The sequence below is a fragment of the Lysobacter sp. BMK333-48F3 genome, assembly GCF_019733395.1.
Classification (GTDB): domain Bacteria; phylum Pseudomonadota; class Gammaproteobacteria; order Xanthomonadales; family Xanthomonadaceae; genus Lysobacter.
This window is the reverse complement of the sequence record NZ_JAIHOO010000001.1, coordinates 258707-275385: the sequence shown is the minus strand read 5'-3', so window position 1 is coordinate 275385 and position 16679 is coordinate 258707. Positions and strand designations below refer to the sequence as shown.

Here is a 16679-nt window from a genome sequence, read left to right as displayed (position 1 = left end):
AAGCGCGCTGCGCCGTCCGCAGGGCGATGGCTTGCGCCGATCGCGTCGGCATAACGGCGCAAGCCTGAGCCAGTCGCCGCGCCGCGACTAGAGCGCATCGCGGGATAAACCTTCCCGGATCGCCGCGATCGCGCTAAGTGCGCGATTCGCAAAGCGCGAAAGCGCTGTTCGCGTCGCGGAACGATGCGGCCGCACGCGGCCGGTTTATCGCCGTGCGCGCGTCGCCTAGATTGGCCCGCATGCGCCGCACCGCGGCGCGGTCTTCCGCGAATCCTTCCCCTTTGCTCTCGCCGCGACGGCTGCGCGCCGTCGTCCGGCGTCCCTGCGCCTTTCGGAGCCTCCCGTGCTATTGCCCCTGTTGCTGCTGTCGGCCGCCGGATTCACCGTGCTGACCACCGAATTCATCCTGGTGGGCCTGCTGCCGCCGCTGGCCCGCGACCTCGGGGTCAGCGTGTCCCAGGCCGGCCTGCTGGTGACCTTGTTCGCCTTCGCGGTCGCCGCCAGCGGCCCGTTCCTGACCGCCTATTTCTCGCGCTTCGAACGCAAGCGCTTGTTCATCGTGGTGCTGCTGCTGTTCGCCGTGTCCAACGCGATCGCGGCGATGGCCCCCAGCCTGGGCGTGATGGCGCTGGCGCGGTTGATTCCGGCGCTGGGCGTGCCGGTGTTCTGGGCCCTGGCCAGCGAGACCGCGGTCGACCTGGCCGGGCAGGAGCGCGCCGGCCGGGCGATCTCGGTGATCTCGTTCGGGGTGATCTGCGCCACCGTGATCGGGGTACCCACCGGCACCCTGATCGCCGATGCCTTCGGCTGGCGCGCGGCCTTCGTCGCCCTGGCGATCGCCTCGCTGGCCAAGGCGGCGATGCTGTTCGCGTTCCTGCCCGACCACCGCAACGACAAGCCGCAGCCGCGCCTGCGCGAACAGTTCCGGGTGCTGCGCGACCCGCGCGTCGGCGGCCACGTGCTGCTGTCGGTGATCCTGTTCACCGGCATGTTCACCGCCTACACCTACCTGGCCGACCTGTTCGAGCGCCTGGCCGGCTTCGACGGCCAGGTGGTGGGCTGGGCGCTGATGGCCTTCGGCGCGGTCGGCCTGATCGGCAACAGCCTCGGCGGCCGCTACGTCGACCGCCACCCGCTGGCGGTGTCGCTGCTCTTCAGCGCGCCGATGGCGTTGGGCCTGGTGCTGGTGGTGCCCTCGATCCAGTCGCTGCCGCTGTTCGCCGCGACCCTGGCGCTGTGGGGCGTGACTCAGGCCGCGCTGTTCCCGGTCAGCCATGTGCGGGTAATGAAGTCGGCCCCCGAAGCCCCGGCCTTCGCCGCCTCGCTCAACATCTCCGGCGCCAACCTCGGCATCGGCGTCGGCGCCATCGTCGGCGGCCGGGTCATCGACGCGATCGGGGTCGGCGCGCTGGGCTATGCCGCGGCGGCCATCGTCGGGCTGTCGGTGCTGGTGGGGGTGGGGCTGCTGGCGGCCGGGCCGTCGCCGGTCCAAGCCGAACCGGCATGACCGACTGGTCGGCCTGCTTCCATTGGCGACGACTCTTGAGTGCGGCCGAACGGCCGGTTTGTTCAGAGAGGCTGGATCGCTGCTTGTTCCAATAGAATGTGCGACAGCTTCGACCAAGACGGTTTAGGGGAACGAATGTCGATATCGGCCTCGATCGACATGGATTTTGTCGACGCCGCGCCGGCGCAGGGCCTGGCCTGGGTCGCGCTGCCTGTCTTGATCGATGCGGGTTGGCGGCTCGAGCCCGCGCAGCTTTACCTGCCGCTGGGCGACAAAGAGGATTTCGACTGGCGCACGGGCGAGATGACGGTCGAATCGCTGGCGAAGCAAAAGGCCGCGGCCGGCGAGTGGGTCGGCGTATCGCTGGTATGGGAGGAAAGCGGAATCGGCGGAAACTTCGTCTTCGAAGCCGGTAATACGATGTTCGTCAGCCTGTGCATCCACCGGCGATCCATCGGGTCCACGAACCTGGTGGATTTCAACTGGTACGCGATGCGTATTCTCACGCCGCTCCCCCACGTGTTGAAGGTCTCGTCGTACCGTTGCGACGTCGTCTATCGATTTTCGACGAGCGGCGCGCGGCACGATGCAATACATCGGGGCCGAAGCGTGGGCCGGGCTACGCCGAAGGCCGTTGCGCAACGCGGGCCGCGAAAGAGAGCACGCCGTCGAGGAACTGGCCGAAGCGAGCGAGGTCCTCAGGCGCATACGAGGTGCTCCTGCGGCCATGGGATATGGGGTGTCGAGTGATCGGTGGCTCCAAAGATCGGTTTCCCCAAACTCTGGTGATCGCCATGGCGGAATATGTCGCTTCGGGCGCGACGGACGCGATGTTGGCGCCGGCCGAGGCGCTTGTCGGACGCCAGGATTTGCGGTTCGTCTGTATTACGCTTCTGTCTTGGCTGAAGTCGCGTGCGCGTTTCCCGCGCATGACGACGATGCGTGTCGGTGAGTTCGGGTCGGGGCGCGAATCGGCAGTTGCGCTGTTGCGATCGGATCCGGCGATCGCAGCCGTTTTCTGTCTGGATGAAGGCCGGGTGTCGCTTCGCGGCGAACTGGCCGAGGCCGATATCGCTGCGGCGTTGGAAATGGCGCAGCGGCTCTATCGCCCTCGGAGATTCGTCACTTCGCCCAGGCGCGGCCCCGGTGCCTGATGAAAGCCGGGTCGCTCCGCCGGAACGGCCATGCTGTCGCGCCGGGGCTATGATCAGCGGCGATGTCCGGGAGAACAGTCCGTGTCGAATTTCTATGCGCTGGAAATAGTCGGCGCCGCAGGTGCCGAGATGGTCAGGGCGGCACTGCTGTCGGTCGGTCCGCAGGGCGCGATCCGGCGAGGCGGGCCGGATGGAGCCTTCAGCACGCGCTTTCCTGAAACGCTCATGCTTGCTTCGTTCTACCCCTGCAGATCGGCGGTATCGGCCGACATGTTCCGCGATGAAGGCTGGCTGCTGTCCGCCTATGTCCTGTTTACCTTGCACAATGCCCGCCTGACGCAGTCGTATCGGGAAATCGACGGCTTGATAGGACTATTGCGGCGACAAGCCGATTGCGATTTCGTGCTTTCTTTCATGTACGAAACCGCCTGCGCTTATAAGGTCGCAGACACTTTCTTCGCTGCCGCGCCGTTTGCCGGGTGAGCCATGGCACCGGCGGTAGCCGGCTCGCAGGCAAAAGCCAGCCGACTGGCGGGCGGCGAACGCCGGCGAGTTGCCGCAACGCGCCTTGTGGCGACAGCCGCTTTCCGAGTTGAGCCGGGCAAGGCCGGCGTTCGGGATCGCGCGCTCTGGCGACTGGCCGCGGACGAATTCGTCGGCAGGCTCCGGGCTGTTTACGACGCATGCGTGGACGGGGTGGCGCGCGACGATGCGACGACTGGGCAATTCGAGCCCCTTCGCTCTATCTCTGGGCTGTCGCCTACCCATCGCTGCATGGGCTGCTTGATCTGCCGCAGAGCGCCAGGAAGCGGGTGGTCGACGCCTATCTCATGCACGACATCTTCCGTCGTTACTTGACCGAGGATGGGCGCGGCTTGGAGGTGCGCTGAACGCTCGTCGGCCTCGGCCCCATGGCGCTGCGTAGTGGAGTGATCGAGGTCGAAGTCGAGGGATCGGCCGAACCCTGTCCCGACAAGATGGGGGGCCAGGGCACGCCGTCCGGAGGAAAATCGGTTCGCAAATGGTGCTATACAATGCGCGATCGGATGAGAGGCTTTGGCGGCGGGGTTGGTATCGCCGAATGCGCGGGCTATCTAAAGGTGCTGTGGCCTATTCCGACTCCAGCGGCGGGGGGGCTTCCCCGGCGAGTACACTCAAGAAATTGTCGCGCTTCTGAAGGGGATATTCGCGATGGGCGCGATCAAAGCCTGGATGTCGCTGCCGCGTCAGCACGGCCGCACCGTTGAGGCGCAGCAACACGTTGCGGATGAGGGCGAGGTGATCCATGATCCGGCGGCTTTCGATGTCTGGGCGAAGGTGAAAAAAGGATCCGCGGTATCGCTCGCAGACTGGCTTTCGGCACAGTGCTCCATTGGCAAGATGGGAGCCTATCGCGCGATTAGGTCGGCTGTCGAAGCTGGAGCTTACGTCAGACTCTATTTCTATCGCGGCGCGAGTCAGTTGCCCCAGCTGTTGTCCCAAATGCCCGCCTGGATAATCGACGAGACGGTGGTTGTCACTGAATCCGATTGCGACCCGAACAATTCAGCCTGTCATTGCGCGGTGCACGACATACTTCATTCGCCGCCCGTCTGTCCGGTCTGCTCGGGGGACTTCATCTACTGAGCTCAAGCGGCGGACCGAGGGCTGCCTCTTTGCTGCGAGCCATCCGGTAGATGGCGGTCGAGTTCGAGTCCGCCAAGGACTCTGGAAAAAGGCGTAACAATCGGTGCGCGGCGGGCAGAACTGGCAGTGCCAAAGAACGTGTCACACAGATTGGGCGTCGCTCCCAAGGCTATGGGATCTCGGTGGAGCCGACCGTGGATGCCGTTGTGCCTTCAGAGGGCGAAACGCGCCCTGATTTCTTGACGGCTGACTGGACGGATGATGGACGCTCACGAGATCAAGCTCGAAGACCTGCTTCTGGACTCCGATCGATTCCTTGATGCTCGGGTTTCCATTAGAGGCCTTCTCGCCGTGAAACACGGCGGCGTCGCCTTGTGCGTCGATCGATGGGGCGGGGCACAACTGACCATTTCAGATCAAGATATTCTGGATCGTCTTCTGGAGAGTGTTCCTTGCTATGTGGGTGGGCAGTTTCTTTACTGTGACCCGGCGTTGATTACGGGGAGCCTGTATGCCGGCGAAGGTGGGCTTGCTCTGCGCGAGGTGTCGGATTTTAGGGTTTTCAGGGGTGCCGAGGTTTTTGCTTTGCAAGAGCCGGTTGAGGCGGGCATCAAGAAACGAGCCGCGAATGCCGGTAGTGGCGAGTCTTTCGCATGTTGCGTGTGTCTGATGGACTCCGCGAGTCCGGAATTGTGTACCGAGTGTGGCGCGAGAATCGAGCATCTCGATCTGCGGGATATGATCTTCGTGCCGCCGCATCAGGTTAGGTTCAAAGTCCCTTTTTCGGTCTTGACCGAAAAAGAGTCTCGGCGCTTGATCGAGTACACCGCCAAACGATTCTTCCAGCATTACGAGATTGTCCCGGCGCCGGATGGTTTGGTGATCGAGTCCAACGACATCGCTTTTGAGCGTTTGTTGGAGGAGCTGAGCCGGTTGATGACGGTGCCGAAGGACTCTGTCCTCGATCGGCTTGTGGTGCTGTAAGCAGGATAGGGGCGCGGAGTTCCTTTGGGTTCTGCTAGAGGTGAGAATCGACCAGTCGCCGTAAACGGGTAAGGGCACAGCAATCCGAGTCCAATGCGCTACCAATGGGCGCCGGCGCGCTCCGATCAATAGAACAAAGGCGCAGAAAAAATCGCCGCCCCCAACACGAACAGCGCAGTCAGCGCATGCACCATCGGTCGGCTGATCCGCAGGAACACGAAGGTTGAGATGAATTTGATTTGCGCATACGAAGATCTCGTCCCTTACGGGCACATGCTCGGCCATTTCAAATTTGATGATGTTGTATGCATCGGCTGGCTAGATGTTCGTGGGCCCGTGCCAACTGGCGAGGTGCCGTCGGAATTTACAGAGAAGCTTAAGCGAATAGCCTGCTCTGACGGCCCGCTAAAAGCGCTAGTCGAGCCAAGTCGAGCTCCGCCGAGCTGTCCAGAATGTGGTTCGCTGTACATCAAATGCAATGATAGTTATCTCCCCGGTGCTGAAATTTGGATTCCTGGGAGTGGCCGAATTTACTCATCTCCAGTTGCTGTCATTCATTACATTGAGGCGCATGGCTATTCGCCGCCAAAAGAGTATTTGGATGCGGTTCTCTCCCTGGACCTAAAAACAGATTTCTTGGCGGATGCTGTCTACAGAGAAAAGCTTCTTGCGAGTGGATGGTTCGAGAGTAAGCTCACTAGATGATTGGAAAATATGGTGTCGGAGGTGTGGCTGGTGCATCGGCCACGAAAGGCAGTTTAAGCTGTAGATGTTTAAAAGTGGCTCTGACCCCGATTTTCGACGCACTTGGACTCCGGATTAAGACCATGGCCTTCTATGTTCGACTGAACAAAACGGGTGAAAGCGAATCGTCTGCTCGCTATGTTTTTGAGAGCGATCAAGGACGTCGCGGCGTGCTTAGCTTCGATAAGGTGACAGGTGAGGCAAGTCTGATTGAACCAATGCCGGGTGATGAAAGGCTTCATTGCTTCAACCGCGCCGCCATTAAGGTTGCGCGCGAATGGAAGGCGGGAGTTTTGCCCGAAGTTTTGGAATGGGCTTCATAGTGATCTAGCGGTTCGCGCCAGCTGCTGAAAGTCCACTCGCCGCCCGGCACAGCCGGGCGGTGGTGTTGTTGCAAACGGCGGTAAGCCTTTTCGCCCTCGACTCCACCTGCACCCGCACCTCGGGTTCGGGCGGAGTCCAATAGACCGGGTCAGAGTGACTTTTCGACAGTGAAAAGCCTCTGATCCAGCTCTATGTTGACCGCCGAGGGCGGCGACTCCTACCTGCTGGGCTATGACGCCGGCGGCAATGCGGTCAGCCGCACCTTCTACCGCGGCAGCCAGCTGAAGGTGCAGTACAGCGGTTACGACCTGCGCGGCAACCGCACCGTCGAGTACCACGAGCAGCTGTCCGGCGCCGGCGGCTATTTCGGCATCGACCGCACCTTCAGCTACGACGCCAATAGCCGCCTGACTGGTACGCGCCGCTACTTCGCCGCCGGTTCCAGCTGGACCCGGACTTCGCGCCCGGGCGAGATCTACGAGGAGTACGAAACCTACGACTTCAGCGGCTGGCTGAGCGATGCCGAAAACTATTCCTATGACGCCGACGGCCGACTGATCTACCAGGAGAGCTGGCGCCGCAAGGACAACTACGAGGGCTGGGTGCCGTTGGCGTCGCAGTACAACACCGACAACCGCCAGACCTACGACACCAGCGTGCTCGACACGCTCAAGAGCCGGGTCGAGTACGTCGACGCCGCCGGCAACAGCATCTACGACAGCACCGGCAAGGCGAAGGGCTTCCGCACCTACGCCCCGGGCTACATGCACACCTACACCACCACCTACGAGGGCTGGGAGAGCTACAAGGAAAAGACCGTCAGCGGCGTCAGCACTAACAGCAATTACAAGCCGACCACCAACACCCTGAGCTACGACCTGGTCGGCCGTCTGACGTCCCTGTAGGGGTCAGAGCCCCTTTTTGATAGAGTTGAGCGGCGAATTCCTATGGTTAAGGACAGTGCGCCTTAACTAGGGTAAGGGTCTCTACAAAGGAGGCCCTTATGCTCCGCCAGCCACGTCCCGACCTCGCCGGCGTGCCCCAACACGTCGTTCAACGTGGCAACGACCGTCAGCCTTGTTTCTTCAGGTCAGCCTATTACGCATGCTGCCTCGTTGCGTTGCGTGAAGCGCCGCTACGGTACGGCGTAGCCGTCCACGCCTATGTGCTCATAACTGATCACGTGCATTCGAACCCATCTGTAGCAGCGAGAATGGTGCAGTCCGAAGCTTCAGCATGCGATAGTGGTACAGTTCGGCCGATTTGCACAGGTGGGGCCTGTGCACCGGCCACGAAAGTGCGTTCTATCCGTAGCCGTTGAAGGTAGCTGTGATCCGATTTTTATTTGGAGGGTTTAATGGATTTCTCAGCTGCTAAACAGTTCGCGCTTGAGTCGTTCTTTGCGCTCCACCCAAGAGAGCATCTGCCTGAGTGGGTCGAACGATGCGTAACCATCGGCGGCCGTAGGGCCTCGGGTTCTTGGCTGATTGAGCTAACGGTGAACCCGAGAGTTCGCTTGAAGGAGGGCGAATTTTGGGAGATGCGTAATGGGCGAAAAGTACTCGCGAAGATAGATGTCTGCAGCGGTCAGAAGAGAATCATCATTCATCGCTCTGGCGTCTGTCCTATCGTCTTGTTCAGCGCTCTGATCGATTCGAGTACTGCCGCCGTTCGGGTCGAGATGGATAGCGATATCGCCGACATGGATGGTGGTCTGTACGAATCTGTAGGGTAGTTGCACCTGGCTTCGGGCGACGTTGCCGCGAGCCATGCTCAGGGCGCGGAGAAACGCTCGGGGTAACGAGATCAGAGCCTCTTTTTTGATTCTGCTGATCCTGTGGCAGTCAGTCACCGTCAACGGGAAGGGCAAGGCAGTCCGAGGCCGATCCTCCACCAACGGGTGCCGACGCGCTCCGATCAATAGCACAAAGGCGCAGAAAAAATCGCCGCTCCCAACACGAACAGCGCGGTCAGCGCATGCACCATCGGTCGGTTGATGCGCAGGAACACGAACTGCTCCACCGTCCGCCCCACCCAGAACAAGGCCATGCCAATCAGCGCCGCACGGCCCAGCGCGGTGTTCTGCAGTTGGTCGGTGTGGAAGAAGTACAGCGCGGCGATGCCGAGCAGGACGTAGATCAGGCGCAGATTGAGGATCTGCAGGATGGCGCGGTCGGCGACGGCGGCGGTCTGCAGGGGACAGCAAAGCGAGATCAGACCCGTTTGTCGGAGTAGCGCGCAGCCGCATATCGCGGGGTGTTCGACGAAGTACCGAGTGAGCAGGGTACAGGCGAGATCCGAACCTGCCTGTAGCAGTAGTGAGTATCGGGCAGTTCGAAATTCAGCATGCAATGCCCATCGGGTGCCAAGCCCGTTTCGTTCGGGCGCAATATTGCCAGTCGCACAGCAGATGGTAGGTTGAGGGTTCCTGTGCCAGGTTGGGGCAGTGCGGGATACTGGATAGATGGTGAGATTTTTCTATGGGAACTCCTGAAGGTGAGGTTTGTGAGTTGGAGGGGCTGGTTCTGAAATGGAGTCAAGGGTTGTTTCCTGTTGATGTTGTGGCATTTCGAGTCGGCGAATGCATCATCAGGTACAAGGATCCAGCGTTGCTGGATTCGATTCCGAAACAAGTAGTGGCTGTGATTGAGGAAATGATCTATGTATACAAAAGGGACGGCGCGGTAATTTCCTACTCGAGCCTTGGGGCGGTTGATAGAAGTGATTTCGTGGCCCAGCTGATTGGGGTCTTGGATAGGTAAGGCTTTCTTAGCAATGGGGTTGGAATGGACTGCCCTGCTGAGCTTTTTCAGATGCGCGTAGACAGTGGTGTAATGAAGGGGTTTGGGCGGTGATATTTATGCAAAGGCACTATGGAGAGTCGTTACTGGCTACCGTCCCGTTGGTTCGGGAGATATTTTCAAAATTGAGCTCGGGTTTTTCTGTTTCGGAGGTGGCGGTCGGGAGCAATAATCAATGGGTTGTTGATGTAATTATCGATGCTTTCAAGCGGTACCCTGAGCTGCCTGTTAATTTTGATAAATACTCTGATGAGTTGAATGATCTGGGTAGGGGAATGGTCGCGCGATATGTGTCAGATAGATCCGCTATTTTTTTGATCTGGCCGATGCCGTCGCCGCGAAAGTTTTTGAAGACTCTCCTCTCTATATTTATGGCCTCATGGATCGTTTTGTGGATGAGGGCAATATAGAGGCTTTGTATCAGTGCGTTCCCGAGCGCGATAGGCCGTTGAAGCTATATAATCTGATGCATGCCGATGTTGACGGGTGTGCTGACGAAACGTATAGGGCGGCGCTGCGAAAATTTCAGTCGTTGCATCGGGATGACATCATCCCGGAGTGGAAAGATCTTCTTTGAAATAACAATGGGGTCAATGTGCATTAGGAGCGGGGCCGGAGCGCCATCGGCCAAAAACGGGGTCAGAGCCCCTTTCCGATAGTAAATAAACGAGGTCGGAGTGAATTTTCGACAGTGAAAAGCCTTTGATCCAGCTCTATGCTGACCGCCGAGGGCGGCGACTCCTGCCTGCTGGGCTACGACGCCAGAGTATTATAAATCCGGGAGGATTTTTTCAGGGATCTGGTGCCAGGGCCGGGGGCGGTTTGCGTACTGGTGAGCCTTATGTTCCTTCTGGGCCGCTCACAGTCACGAAGGGTGGGCGTGTTGTTCTAATTCCCCCTGGGGGGGGATGAAGTTGGTTGTTGATGGAGTGCAGGAAAGTTTTTCTTCCGTTACGTTTTCGGAGTTGGCTCATTTTGATTCAGATCCGCAAGGCGCATGCAGTTATGAATTGCATTTAACGGAGGGGTGCTTTGTTGATGTATTTGATTCGATTTATAATGAGTGCATAGATGAGCTGGTTCGCGATGATGTGATTGTCGGTAAGTTTAACCCGCCCTATGAGGGGGCGGTCGGCTATCCCACGCTTTATGAGTTTTTACGATTGCCTGAAAGTTCTCGCATGGAGATGGTTCGCGCTTTCTTTGTCTTCGATGTCCTCGGAATTTTCTTTGCTGAGGATAAAATGACGGCGGATGCTCGCTGGTTCATTACCAGTTTGGAGTCGATTTTGTTGCGTGAGGAGGATGTTGTAATTAGTGGTCGAGTCTTGGCTAGATAGGGGTAGAAGCGAAAACGGAGTTAAGGGTTCAGAGTGCCTCTGGGTAGGTCTCTTGACCGTGCTCTGTTGCTAGCCGCCGAGGGGGCGGCGACTCCTGCCTGCTGGGCTACGACGCCGGCGACAACGCGACCAACCGCACCTTCTGCCGCGGCATCCAGCTGAAGGTGCAGTACAGCGGCTACGACCTGCGCGGCAACCGCGCCGTCGAGTATCACGAGCAGATGTCCGGCTCCGGCACCTGCCTCGGCGTCGACCCGGCCTACTGATTCGACATTGCGGGGCTGGGGCGGCAAGCCGAGATGCGAACAGCCGCATAGCGCGGACTGTTCGAAGAAGTCCTGAGTGAGCAAGATGTATTCGAGCCTATCCGTCGCAGCAGCGAGCATGGGCGGTCCGAAGTTTCAGCATGCAATGGCGCCGCAGCTCAGTCACTTTACACAGTAAGGTCTGCGCGCCGACCGCGAATGCCACTTTATCCGCAGTCGTTGAAAAGTAGCTGTGCCCGGTTTTATCAAGCTACAATTGAAGCGCACTCACTCGGGCCCTTGAATCGCGGAAGGGCGGGAGCGGCGCCTAGTGGCTTGCGCTTCATGGGTATCTCTATAATCAAGGCGCGTTGCTTTCTTTCTTCCCAGATTTTGAATCAAGGACTTTTATGGATTTCCCTCTGGTTCTTGACGCGGACATGTTTCCCGTGCAGGCCTTTTTCAATGCTATGCCAAGTAGGGATTTCGTCGAAACTTTAAGGGCGTTTTCCCGGGGCGTCGGGGTGGGGTTCAATGATGCGGTTTGCGAGTTTCCGGGAGAGGTTGGTTTCGACGAGGGAAAATTTGAGGGGGTTAAGCTTTATATTTTTTCCGAAGAGCTGGTTGTGTCTGGCGAGCATTTCTTTCGTTTGCTCAATGATGCCGCTGAGATGTACCTGGCCCAACATCCGAAAGATCTGGGGGTGGTAAAGCAACTGATGCAGGCGGTCGCTGAGAAGCTGGAAACCCAGTAATGGAGAGATGTCGGCGACGGGTTAGGGTGATCGTCCAACTTTCATAGATAAAAATGGGGGCAGAGCCTCTTTTGGGTAGAACTTGGCGGTGAATTCCTATGACTACGGTCAGTGCGTCCTAACTAGGGTAAGGGGCTCTGCAAAGGAGGCCTTAGACCCCGTGAGCCACGCCCCGGCCTCGCCGGCGGGCGACAATACGTCGTTCAACGTGGCAACGACTGTCAGCCTTGTTTCTCATCAGGCCCCCCGATAGCAAAGACGAGCCGGAGCCCCTTTGATTTTTCGGGAGATGAGAAGCAATCAGTCGCAGTACGTGCGAGGGCAAGGCAGTCCGAGCCCAATCCTCCTCCAACGGATGCCGACGCGCCCCGATCAGTAGAACAAAGGCGCAACAAAAATCGCCGCTCCCAACACGAACAGCGCAGTCAGCGCATGCACCATCGGCCGGTTGATGCGCAGGAACACGAACTGCTCCACCGTCCGCCCCACCCAGAACAAGGCCATGCCGATCAGCACCGCGCGGCCCAGCGCGGTGTTCTGCAGTTGGTCGGTGTAGAAGAAGCACAGCGCGGCGATGCCGAGCAGGACGTAGATCAGGCGCAGGTTGAGGATCTGCAGGATGGCGCGGTCGGCGACGGTGGCGGTCTGCAGGGTTCGGCGCCAGCCGAACAGTTTCCAGAAGGCCATGTGGAAGACGGCGAAGGCCAGGCTGTGCAGGCCGCCGAGCCAGATCCAGGCGCTTGCGCTCATGACGGGTCTCCCGGTGCGGAATGCCTTGTGGCGGGATGCTACGCCGGCGTCCGGCCGAGGATTGTGCCAGGAGCGCGAATCAGCCGCGCTTGGGCTTGGGCGAGACGCGCATGGCGATGCGGGCGCGGAATACGGCGTCGCCGCTCGGGTCGGTGACGACGACGTCGACCGGCAGGTCGTAGGCGCTGCCGGATTCGACGATGGGCGTGGCCGGGGTGGCGACGGCTCGGACGGTGCCGACCGCTTTCTTCAGGTATTCCACGCTCATGCCGACCGGGATCCAGCGCATCGACTGGGGGATGCTGACGTCGGTCATCACCCCGCCGGTGAGTTCGGCCAGGTTGCACATGGCGATGGCGTGGACGGTGCCGAGGTGGTTGGTGATGGCGCGGCGGTGGCGCATGGTGGCGCTGCAGCGGCCGGGTTCCAGGGATTCGAAGCGCGGCGAGATGCTGGCGAAGTAGGGCGCCCTGAAGCAGACGGCGCGGGTGAACAGCCAGTGGCCGGCGGGGTAGCGGGTGAGCTTGCGGTAGAGGGCGAGGACGTTGGCGCTCATGGCGGCGGTTATGAGGTCTGTTTGAATTGAGTGATGAGCGACGCGGCGTTTGCGGGGGGCACGGGGGAAAGCGGGAGCTAGAGACTTCAGGGGCATGCTGCGGTAAAGCCCTGGATCCCCGCGTTCGCGGGGATGACGGTAGGTGGGAGGCGCGGGCGCTGCTGGATTCGGTAGAGATGCCTGGAGTGCGGTTCCGAGGTCCTCAGTACCTCGTTTTACGAACCCCAATCGCTAATCCCCGGGTCCAGTTCCGCCTGCCAACTTCAGAACCCAAAATCCCAATTCCCGATTCCCAATTCCCAATTCCCAATTCCCGACTCCCGACTCCCATTCCAGAACCAAAAACGGCGGCCCCAGGCCGCCGTTTTTGGTTCCGCCAGGCTTACGCCGCGGCGCGGGTATCGCCGTGATGGCCACCGTCGTCGGCGTAGGGCTTGTAGCCCGCCGAACGCAGTTCCGCCGCGTCGAAGTCGTCGACGCTGATGGTGTCGATGGTCATCTCGCGCAGCTCTTCCAACTGCTTGCGCTCCTCGGCGGTGATCCAGCCTTCGCGCACGCCCTCGTCGAGCTGGCTGGCGAAGTCCAGCGCCTGGATGTCGCTGTTCTTCAGCGCCTTGAGGAACTTGCGCTCGACCGGCTCGGCCAGGATCACCTTCTGCAGGTAGCTGTTGATGCGGCCGGCCGGGTTGTTCGCGCAGGGGGTGGTGAACACGCCCTCGGCGAGGCGGTCGCGGGCGTCGTTGGGCGACATCAGCAAGGACGCGGCGCGGTGGCCGAGGCGGTCGCTCGGGGCCTGGGCGCGACGGCCCCAGGGGAAGATCAGCGCCCACAGCAGCCAGCCGACCGGACGGATCGGGAAGTTGCGCAGCGCGCCGGACAGGGCCAGCTCGATCTTGTGCACGGCGTCGTGGAAGGCCCAGGCCAGCAGCGGCTGGTCGCCGGCCGGGCGGCCCTGGTCCTCATAACGCTTGAGCATGCTGCTGGCGATGTACAACTGGCTCAGCACGTCGCCCAGGCGGCCCGACAGCGATTCCTTGAACTTCAGCTTGCCGCCGAGCAGCAGCATCGAGGTGTCGGCCATCAGCGCCAGGGTCGCCGAGTAGCGGTTGAGCTTGCGGTAGTAGCGGCGGGTGTAGGTGTCGCCCGGGGCGGCGCCGAGCTTGGCGCCGGTGATGCCGAACCACCAGCTGCGCACCGCGTTGGAGATCGCGAAGCCGATGTGGCCGAACAGGTTCTGGTCGAACTCGCGCAGCGCCTGCGCCTTGTCCGGCAGCATCGCCGCCTTCATTTCCTTGAGCACCCACGGGTGGCACAGGATCGCGCCCTGGCCGAAGATCATCAGCGAGCGGGTCATGATGTTGGCGCCTTCGACCGTGATCATGATCGGCAGCGCCTGCCAGTTGCGGCCGGCGTAGTTCTTCGGGCCGAGGATGATGCCCTTGCCGCCGTGGATGTCCATCACGTCGGTGGCGACTTCGCGCGCCATCTCGGTGCAGTGGTACTTGGCGATGGTCGAGGGCACGGCCGGGTTTTCGCCGCGCGCGACCGCGGCCGCGGTGGCCTGCGACAGCGCGCTGATCGCATAGGCCTTGCCGGCGATGCGGGCCAGCGCTTCTTCGACGCCTTCGAAGCGGCCGACCGACAGGCCGAACTGCTTGCGGATGCGGGCGTAGGCGCCGGTCACGACCGCGCCCATCTTGGCGCCGCCGCTGCCGGAGGAGGGCAGGGTGATCGAGCGGCCGATCGACAGGCATTCGACCAGCATCTGCCAGCCCTTGCCGGCGTAGGCTTCGCCGCCGATCAGCTGGCTCAGCGGGATGAACACTTCCTTGCCGTGAATCGGACCGTTCTGGAAGGTGCAGTTGAGCGGGAAGTGGCGGCGGCCGACTTCGACCCCGGGGGTGTCGCGCGGCAACAGGGCCAGGGTGATGCCGATGTCGCGCTTGTCGCCGACCAGGCCGTCCGGGTCGTACATGCGGAAGGCTAGGCCGATCAGGGTCGCGACCGGGGCCAGGGTGATGTAGCGCTTGTCGAAGGTCAGCTTGACGCCGACCACGCGCGCGCCGTTCCACTCGCCCATGGTGACGATGCCGTAGTCCGGAATCGAGGTCGCGTCGGAGCCGGCCCAGGGGCCGGTCAGGCCGAAGCAGGGCACTTCGCGGCCGTCGGCCAGGCGCGGCAGGTAGTGATCCTTCTGTTCCTTGGTGCCGTAGTGCATCAGCAGCTCGGCCGGGCCCAGCGAGTTGGGCACGCCGACGGTGGAGCTGACCACGCTCGACACCGAGGCCAGCTTCTGGATCACCTTGTGGTTGGCCAGCGCCGAGAAGCCCAGGCCGCCGTATTCCTTCGGGATGTTGAGGCCGAAGAACTTGTTCTTCTTGACGAAGTCCCACAGCGCCGGCGACAGGTCCGCATCGATGTGCGTGATCTGCCAGTCGTTGGTCATCTTGCACAGCTCTTCGGTCGGGCCGTCGAGGAAGGCCTGCTCCTCGGCGGTCAGCTCCGGCTTGGGCTGGGACAGCAGCTGCTGCCAGTCCGGCTTGCCCGAGAACAGCTCGCCTTCGAAGCCGACCGTGCCGGCCTCCAGCGCGGTGCGTTCGGTTTCCGACAGCGGCGGCAGGATCTTGGTGTAGAAGCCGAGCAGCGGCTTGGTGATCAGCGGCAGGCGGATCTGCGGGATCAGCAGCGGCACCGCGATCAGCGCGACCAGCACCGCGGCGACGACGGTCGCGGTCGGGTTGGCGCCGAGCAGGTAGCAGCCGACCAGCACGGTGGCGGTCAGCGCGGCCCAGACCGGCAGGCGGAGGCGGTGATACGCGGCGATGGCGCCGACGAAAAGGAAAGCAAGGAAGGGGATCGCGATACTCATGGCGGCGCTCCGGAGGATGCGGCTAAGACTCAAGCTAGTCGGATGCGCGTGACGCCGGCGGCGATGGCGGGACCGACCTCCGTGCGGCGCCCCGGCATTCAAACGCTGGCATCAAACGCGTAACATACGGCCGAGTATGGAATCGCGTTTCCGAGCTGTCAACCAGACGGCGGGAATCGGGAATGGGGAATGGGGAGTCGGCGTCGCGGGGGAGGGTGGCGCGGGGTTTCTGAATGGGGGCTCAGGCTTTTGCTTGAACGAATCCCGAATCGCAAATCCCCAATTGCGTCGCTTTTGCTGCACTGCGTACTGTTCCCGACCATGCCGTATGGTTAAACTTGTCATCCATGAGCCAGCCCGCCCCGACCAAGCCCGAGCACAAGCTCGACACGACCGCCGCGACCGAGTCCAAGGCCGAAGCGAAGCCCGAGCGCAGCGGACGATTGAGCGCCGACGATTGGGCGCAGGCCGCGCTCGATCTGATCGCCGAACAAGGCGTCGCCGCGGTCGCGGTGGAACCGCTGGCGCGCCGGCTCGGCGTCACCAAGGGCAGCTTCTACTGGCATTTCCCCTCGCGCGATGCGCTGCTGGTCGCCGCGCTCGAGCGCTGGGAAAAGGTCGAGCAGGAAACCGTGTTCGGCCAGCTCGAACCGATTCCGGATCCGCGCCAGCGCCTGCGCTCGCTGTTCCACCTCGTCGCCCACGAGGTCAAGTCGCACATCATCTATTCCGAGCTGCTCAAGGCGCTGGATCATCCCGCCGTGCAGCCGGTGATCGGCCGCGTCTCCGAACGCCGCCTGGATTACCTCACCGCCTCTTTCCGCCAGGCCGGCCTCAGCCGCACCGATGCGCAGCACCGCGCCCGCCTGCTCTACGCCGCCTACGTCGGCTTCCTGCAGCTGAACCTGCAGCTGCACCAGACCCGCATGCAACACGACGAATTCGAGGCCTATGTCGAGCACATGATGGCCACGCTCATTCCTTCGTCGTAAACAAGTTACCCATCGTTTCCCCGGCTGGAGAG

At 61.4% G+C, this 16679-nt stretch carries 17 protein-coding genes; 13 read left to right on the top strand and 4 right to left on the bottom strand.

Features of this window, described 5'->3' with window-relative positions:
* The first annotated feature begins 343 nt into the window (after nucleotides 1-343).
* The 10 genes from K4L06_RS00970 (at nucleotide 344) to K4L06_RS00925 (ending at nucleotide 8074) form a co-directional block, all read left to right on the top strand.
* Nucleotides 344-1507 carry an MFS transporter gene (locus K4L06_RS00970; RefSeq protein WP_343225711.1) on the top strand — a complete coding sequence of 388 codons (1164 nt, stop codon included), beginning with the start codon at nucleotides 344-346 and terminating at the stop codon, nucleotides 1505-1507.
* Nucleotides 1508-1642: 135 nt separating this feature from the next.
* On the top strand, nucleotides 1643-2257 hold the full coding sequence (locus K4L06_RS00965) for a hypothetical protein (protein ID WP_221669612.1): 615 nt from the start codon (nucleotides 1643-1645) through the stop codon (nucleotides 2255-2257).
* Entirely contained in the window at nucleotides 2254-2661 is a 408-nt protein-coding gene (locus K4L06_RS00960) for a hypothetical protein (RefSeq protein WP_221669611.1), read from the top strand. The genes K4L06_RS00965 and K4L06_RS00960 overlap by 4 nt, the downstream gene beginning before the upstream one ends.
* Before the next feature lie 30 nt (nucleotides 2662-2691).
* Complete coding sequence (locus K4L06_RS00955) at nucleotides 2692-3144, top strand: hypothetical protein (protein ID WP_221669610.1); 453 nt, start codon at nucleotides 2692-2694, stop codon at nucleotides 3142-3144.
* A gap of 708 nt (nucleotides 3145-3852) precedes the next feature.
* The gene (locus tag K4L06_RS00950; protein ID WP_221669609.1) at nucleotides 3853-4287 is read left to right on the top strand and encodes a hypothetical protein; all 435 of its coding nucleotides are present in this window, start codon (nucleotides 3853-3855) and stop codon (nucleotides 4285-4287) included.
* 261 nt (nucleotides 4288-4548) lie between these two features.
* Nucleotides 4549-5271 carry a hypothetical protein gene (locus K4L06_RS00945; RefSeq protein WP_221669608.1) on the top strand — a complete coding sequence of 241 codons (723 nt, stop codon included), beginning with the start codon at nucleotides 4549-4551 and terminating at the stop codon, nucleotides 5269-5271.
* A 228-nt stretch (nucleotides 5272-5499) separates the two neighbouring features.
* Nucleotides 5500-5976 carry a hypothetical protein gene (locus tag K4L06_RS00940; RefSeq protein WP_221669607.1) on the top strand — a complete coding sequence of 159 codons (477 nt, stop codon included), beginning with the start codon at nucleotides 5500-5502 and terminating at the stop codon, nucleotides 5974-5976.
* A 122-nt stretch (nucleotides 5977-6098) separates the two neighbouring features.
* Nucleotides 6099-6338, top strand: a complete 240-nt coding sequence (locus tag K4L06_RS00935; protein WP_221669606.1) for a hypothetical protein — start codon at nucleotides 6099-6101, stop codon at nucleotides 6336-6338.
* A 192-nt stretch (nucleotides 6339-6530) separates the two neighbouring features.
* Nucleotides 6531-7244 carry a hypothetical protein gene (locus K4L06_RS00930; protein WP_221669605.1) on the top strand — a complete coding sequence of 238 codons (714 nt, stop codon included), beginning with the start codon at nucleotides 6531-6533 and terminating at the stop codon, nucleotides 7242-7244.
* Nucleotides 7245-7696: 452 nt separating this feature from the next.
* On the top strand, nucleotides 7697-8074 hold the full coding sequence (locus tag K4L06_RS00925) for a hypothetical protein (protein WP_221669604.1): 378 nt from the start codon (nucleotides 7697-7699) through the stop codon (nucleotides 8072-8074).
* Nucleotides 8075-8256: 182 nt separating this feature from the next.
* Here the strand turns inward: K4L06_RS00925 and K4L06_RS00920 are convergent, their stop codons facing one another.
* Nucleotides 8257-8691 (bottom strand): hypothetical protein, encoded by a 435-nt coding sequence (locus tag K4L06_RS00920; protein WP_221669603.1) that lies wholly within the window; start codon nucleotides 8689-8691, stop codon nucleotides 8257-8259.
* Between the two features lie 1357 nt (nucleotides 8692-10048).
* Between K4L06_RS00920 and K4L06_RS00915 the strand changes: the two genes are divergently transcribed.
* The gene (locus K4L06_RS00915; RefSeq protein WP_221669602.1) at nucleotides 10049-10480 is read left to right on the top strand and encodes a hypothetical protein; all 432 of its coding nucleotides are present in this window, start codon (nucleotides 10049-10051) and stop codon (nucleotides 10478-10480) included.
* 655 nt (nucleotides 10481-11135) lie between these two features.
* Nucleotides 11136-11480 (top strand): ribonuclease toxin immunity protein CdiI, encoded by a 345-nt coding sequence (gene cdiI / locus K4L06_RS00910; RefSeq protein ID WP_221669601.1) that lies wholly within the window; start codon nucleotides 11136-11138, stop codon nucleotides 11478-11480.
* A gap of 372 nt (nucleotides 11481-11852) precedes the next feature.
* Here the strand turns inward: cdiI and K4L06_RS00905 are convergent, their stop codons facing one another.
* From K4L06_RS00905 to K4L06_RS00895, 3 genes are all read right to left on the bottom strand, one after another.
* The gene (locus tag K4L06_RS00905) at nucleotides 11853-12230 is read right to left on the bottom strand and encodes a hypothetical protein (RefSeq protein ID WP_221669600.1); all 378 of its coding nucleotides are present in this window, start codon (nucleotides 12228-12230) and stop codon (nucleotides 11853-11855) included.
* Nucleotides 12231-12309: 79 nt separating this feature from the next.
* A complete protein-coding gene (locus K4L06_RS00900) occupies nucleotides 12310-12786 on the bottom strand; it encodes a hotdog fold domain-containing protein (protein ID WP_221669599.1) in 477 nt (158 codons plus the stop codon).
* Between the two features lie 382 nt (nucleotides 12787-13168).
* Entirely contained in the window at nucleotides 13169-15655 is a 2487-nt protein-coding gene (locus K4L06_RS00895) for an acyl-CoA dehydrogenase (RefSeq protein WP_221669598.1), read from the bottom strand.
* Nucleotides 15656-16002: 347 nt separating this feature from the next.
* Between K4L06_RS00895 and K4L06_RS00890 the strand changes: the two genes are divergently transcribed.
* The gene (locus K4L06_RS00890; protein ID WP_221669597.1) at nucleotides 16003-16647 is read left to right on the top strand and encodes a TetR/AcrR family transcriptional regulator; all 645 of its coding nucleotides are present in this window, start codon (nucleotides 16003-16005) and stop codon (nucleotides 16645-16647) included.
* Nucleotides 16648-16679: the final 32 nt, after the last annotated feature.

Bases quoted from the DNA above. Each gene is read 5' to 3' on its own strand.
- K4L06_RS00965 (WP_221669612.1), top strand. From the start codon at position 1,643: ATGTCGATATCGGCCTCGATCGACATGGATTTTGTCGACGCCGCGCCG.
- K4L06_RS00955 (WP_221669610.1), top strand. From the start codon at position 2,692: ATGCTGTCGCGCCGGGGCTATGATCAGCGGCGATGTCCGGGAGAACAG.
- K4L06_RS00950 (WP_221669609.1), top strand. From the start codon at position 3,853: ATGGGCGCGATCAAAGCCTGGATGTCGCTGCCGCGTCAGCACGGCCGC.
- K4L06_RS00945 (WP_221669608.1), top strand. From the start codon at position 4,549: ATGGACGCTCACGAGATCAAGCTCGAAGACCTGCTTCTGGACTCCGAT.
- K4L06_RS00940 (WP_221669607.1), top strand. From the start codon at position 5,500: ATGAATTTGATTTGCGCATACGAAGATCTCGTCCCTTACGGGCACATG.
- K4L06_RS00935 (WP_221669606.1), top strand. From the start codon at position 6,099: ATGGCCTTCTATGTTCGACTGAACAAAACGGGTGAAAGCGAATCGTCT.
- K4L06_RS00930 (WP_221669605.1), top strand. From the start codon at position 6,531: ATGTTGACCGCCGAGGGCGGCGACTCCTACCTGCTGGGCTATGACGCC.
- K4L06_RS00925 (WP_221669604.1), top strand. From the start codon at position 7,697: ATGGATTTCTCAGCTGCTAAACAGTTCGCGCTTGAGTCGTTCTTTGCG.
- K4L06_RS00915 (WP_221669602.1), top strand. From the start codon at position 10,049: ATGAAGTTGGTTGTTGATGGAGTGCAGGAAAGTTTTTCTTCCGTTACG.
- cdiI (WP_221669601.1), top strand. From the start codon at position 11,136: ATGGATTTCCCTCTGGTTCTTGACGCGGACATGTTTCCCGTGCAGGCC.
- K4L06_RS00905 (WP_221669600.1), bottom strand. From the start codon at position 12,230: ATGAGCGCAAGCGCCTGGATCTGGCTCGGCGGCCTGCACAGCCTGGCC.
- K4L06_RS00900 (WP_221669599.1), bottom strand. From the start codon at position 12,786: ATGAGCGCCAACGTCCTCGCCCTCTACCGCAAGCTCACCCGCTACCCC.
- K4L06_RS00895 (WP_221669598.1), bottom strand. From the start codon at position 15,655: ATGAGTATCGCGATCCCCTTCCTTGCTTTCCTTTTCGTCGGCGCCATC.
- K4L06_RS00890 (WP_221669597.1), top strand. From the start codon at position 16,003: ATGAGCCAGCCCGCCCCGACCAAGCCCGAGCACAAGCTCGACACGACC.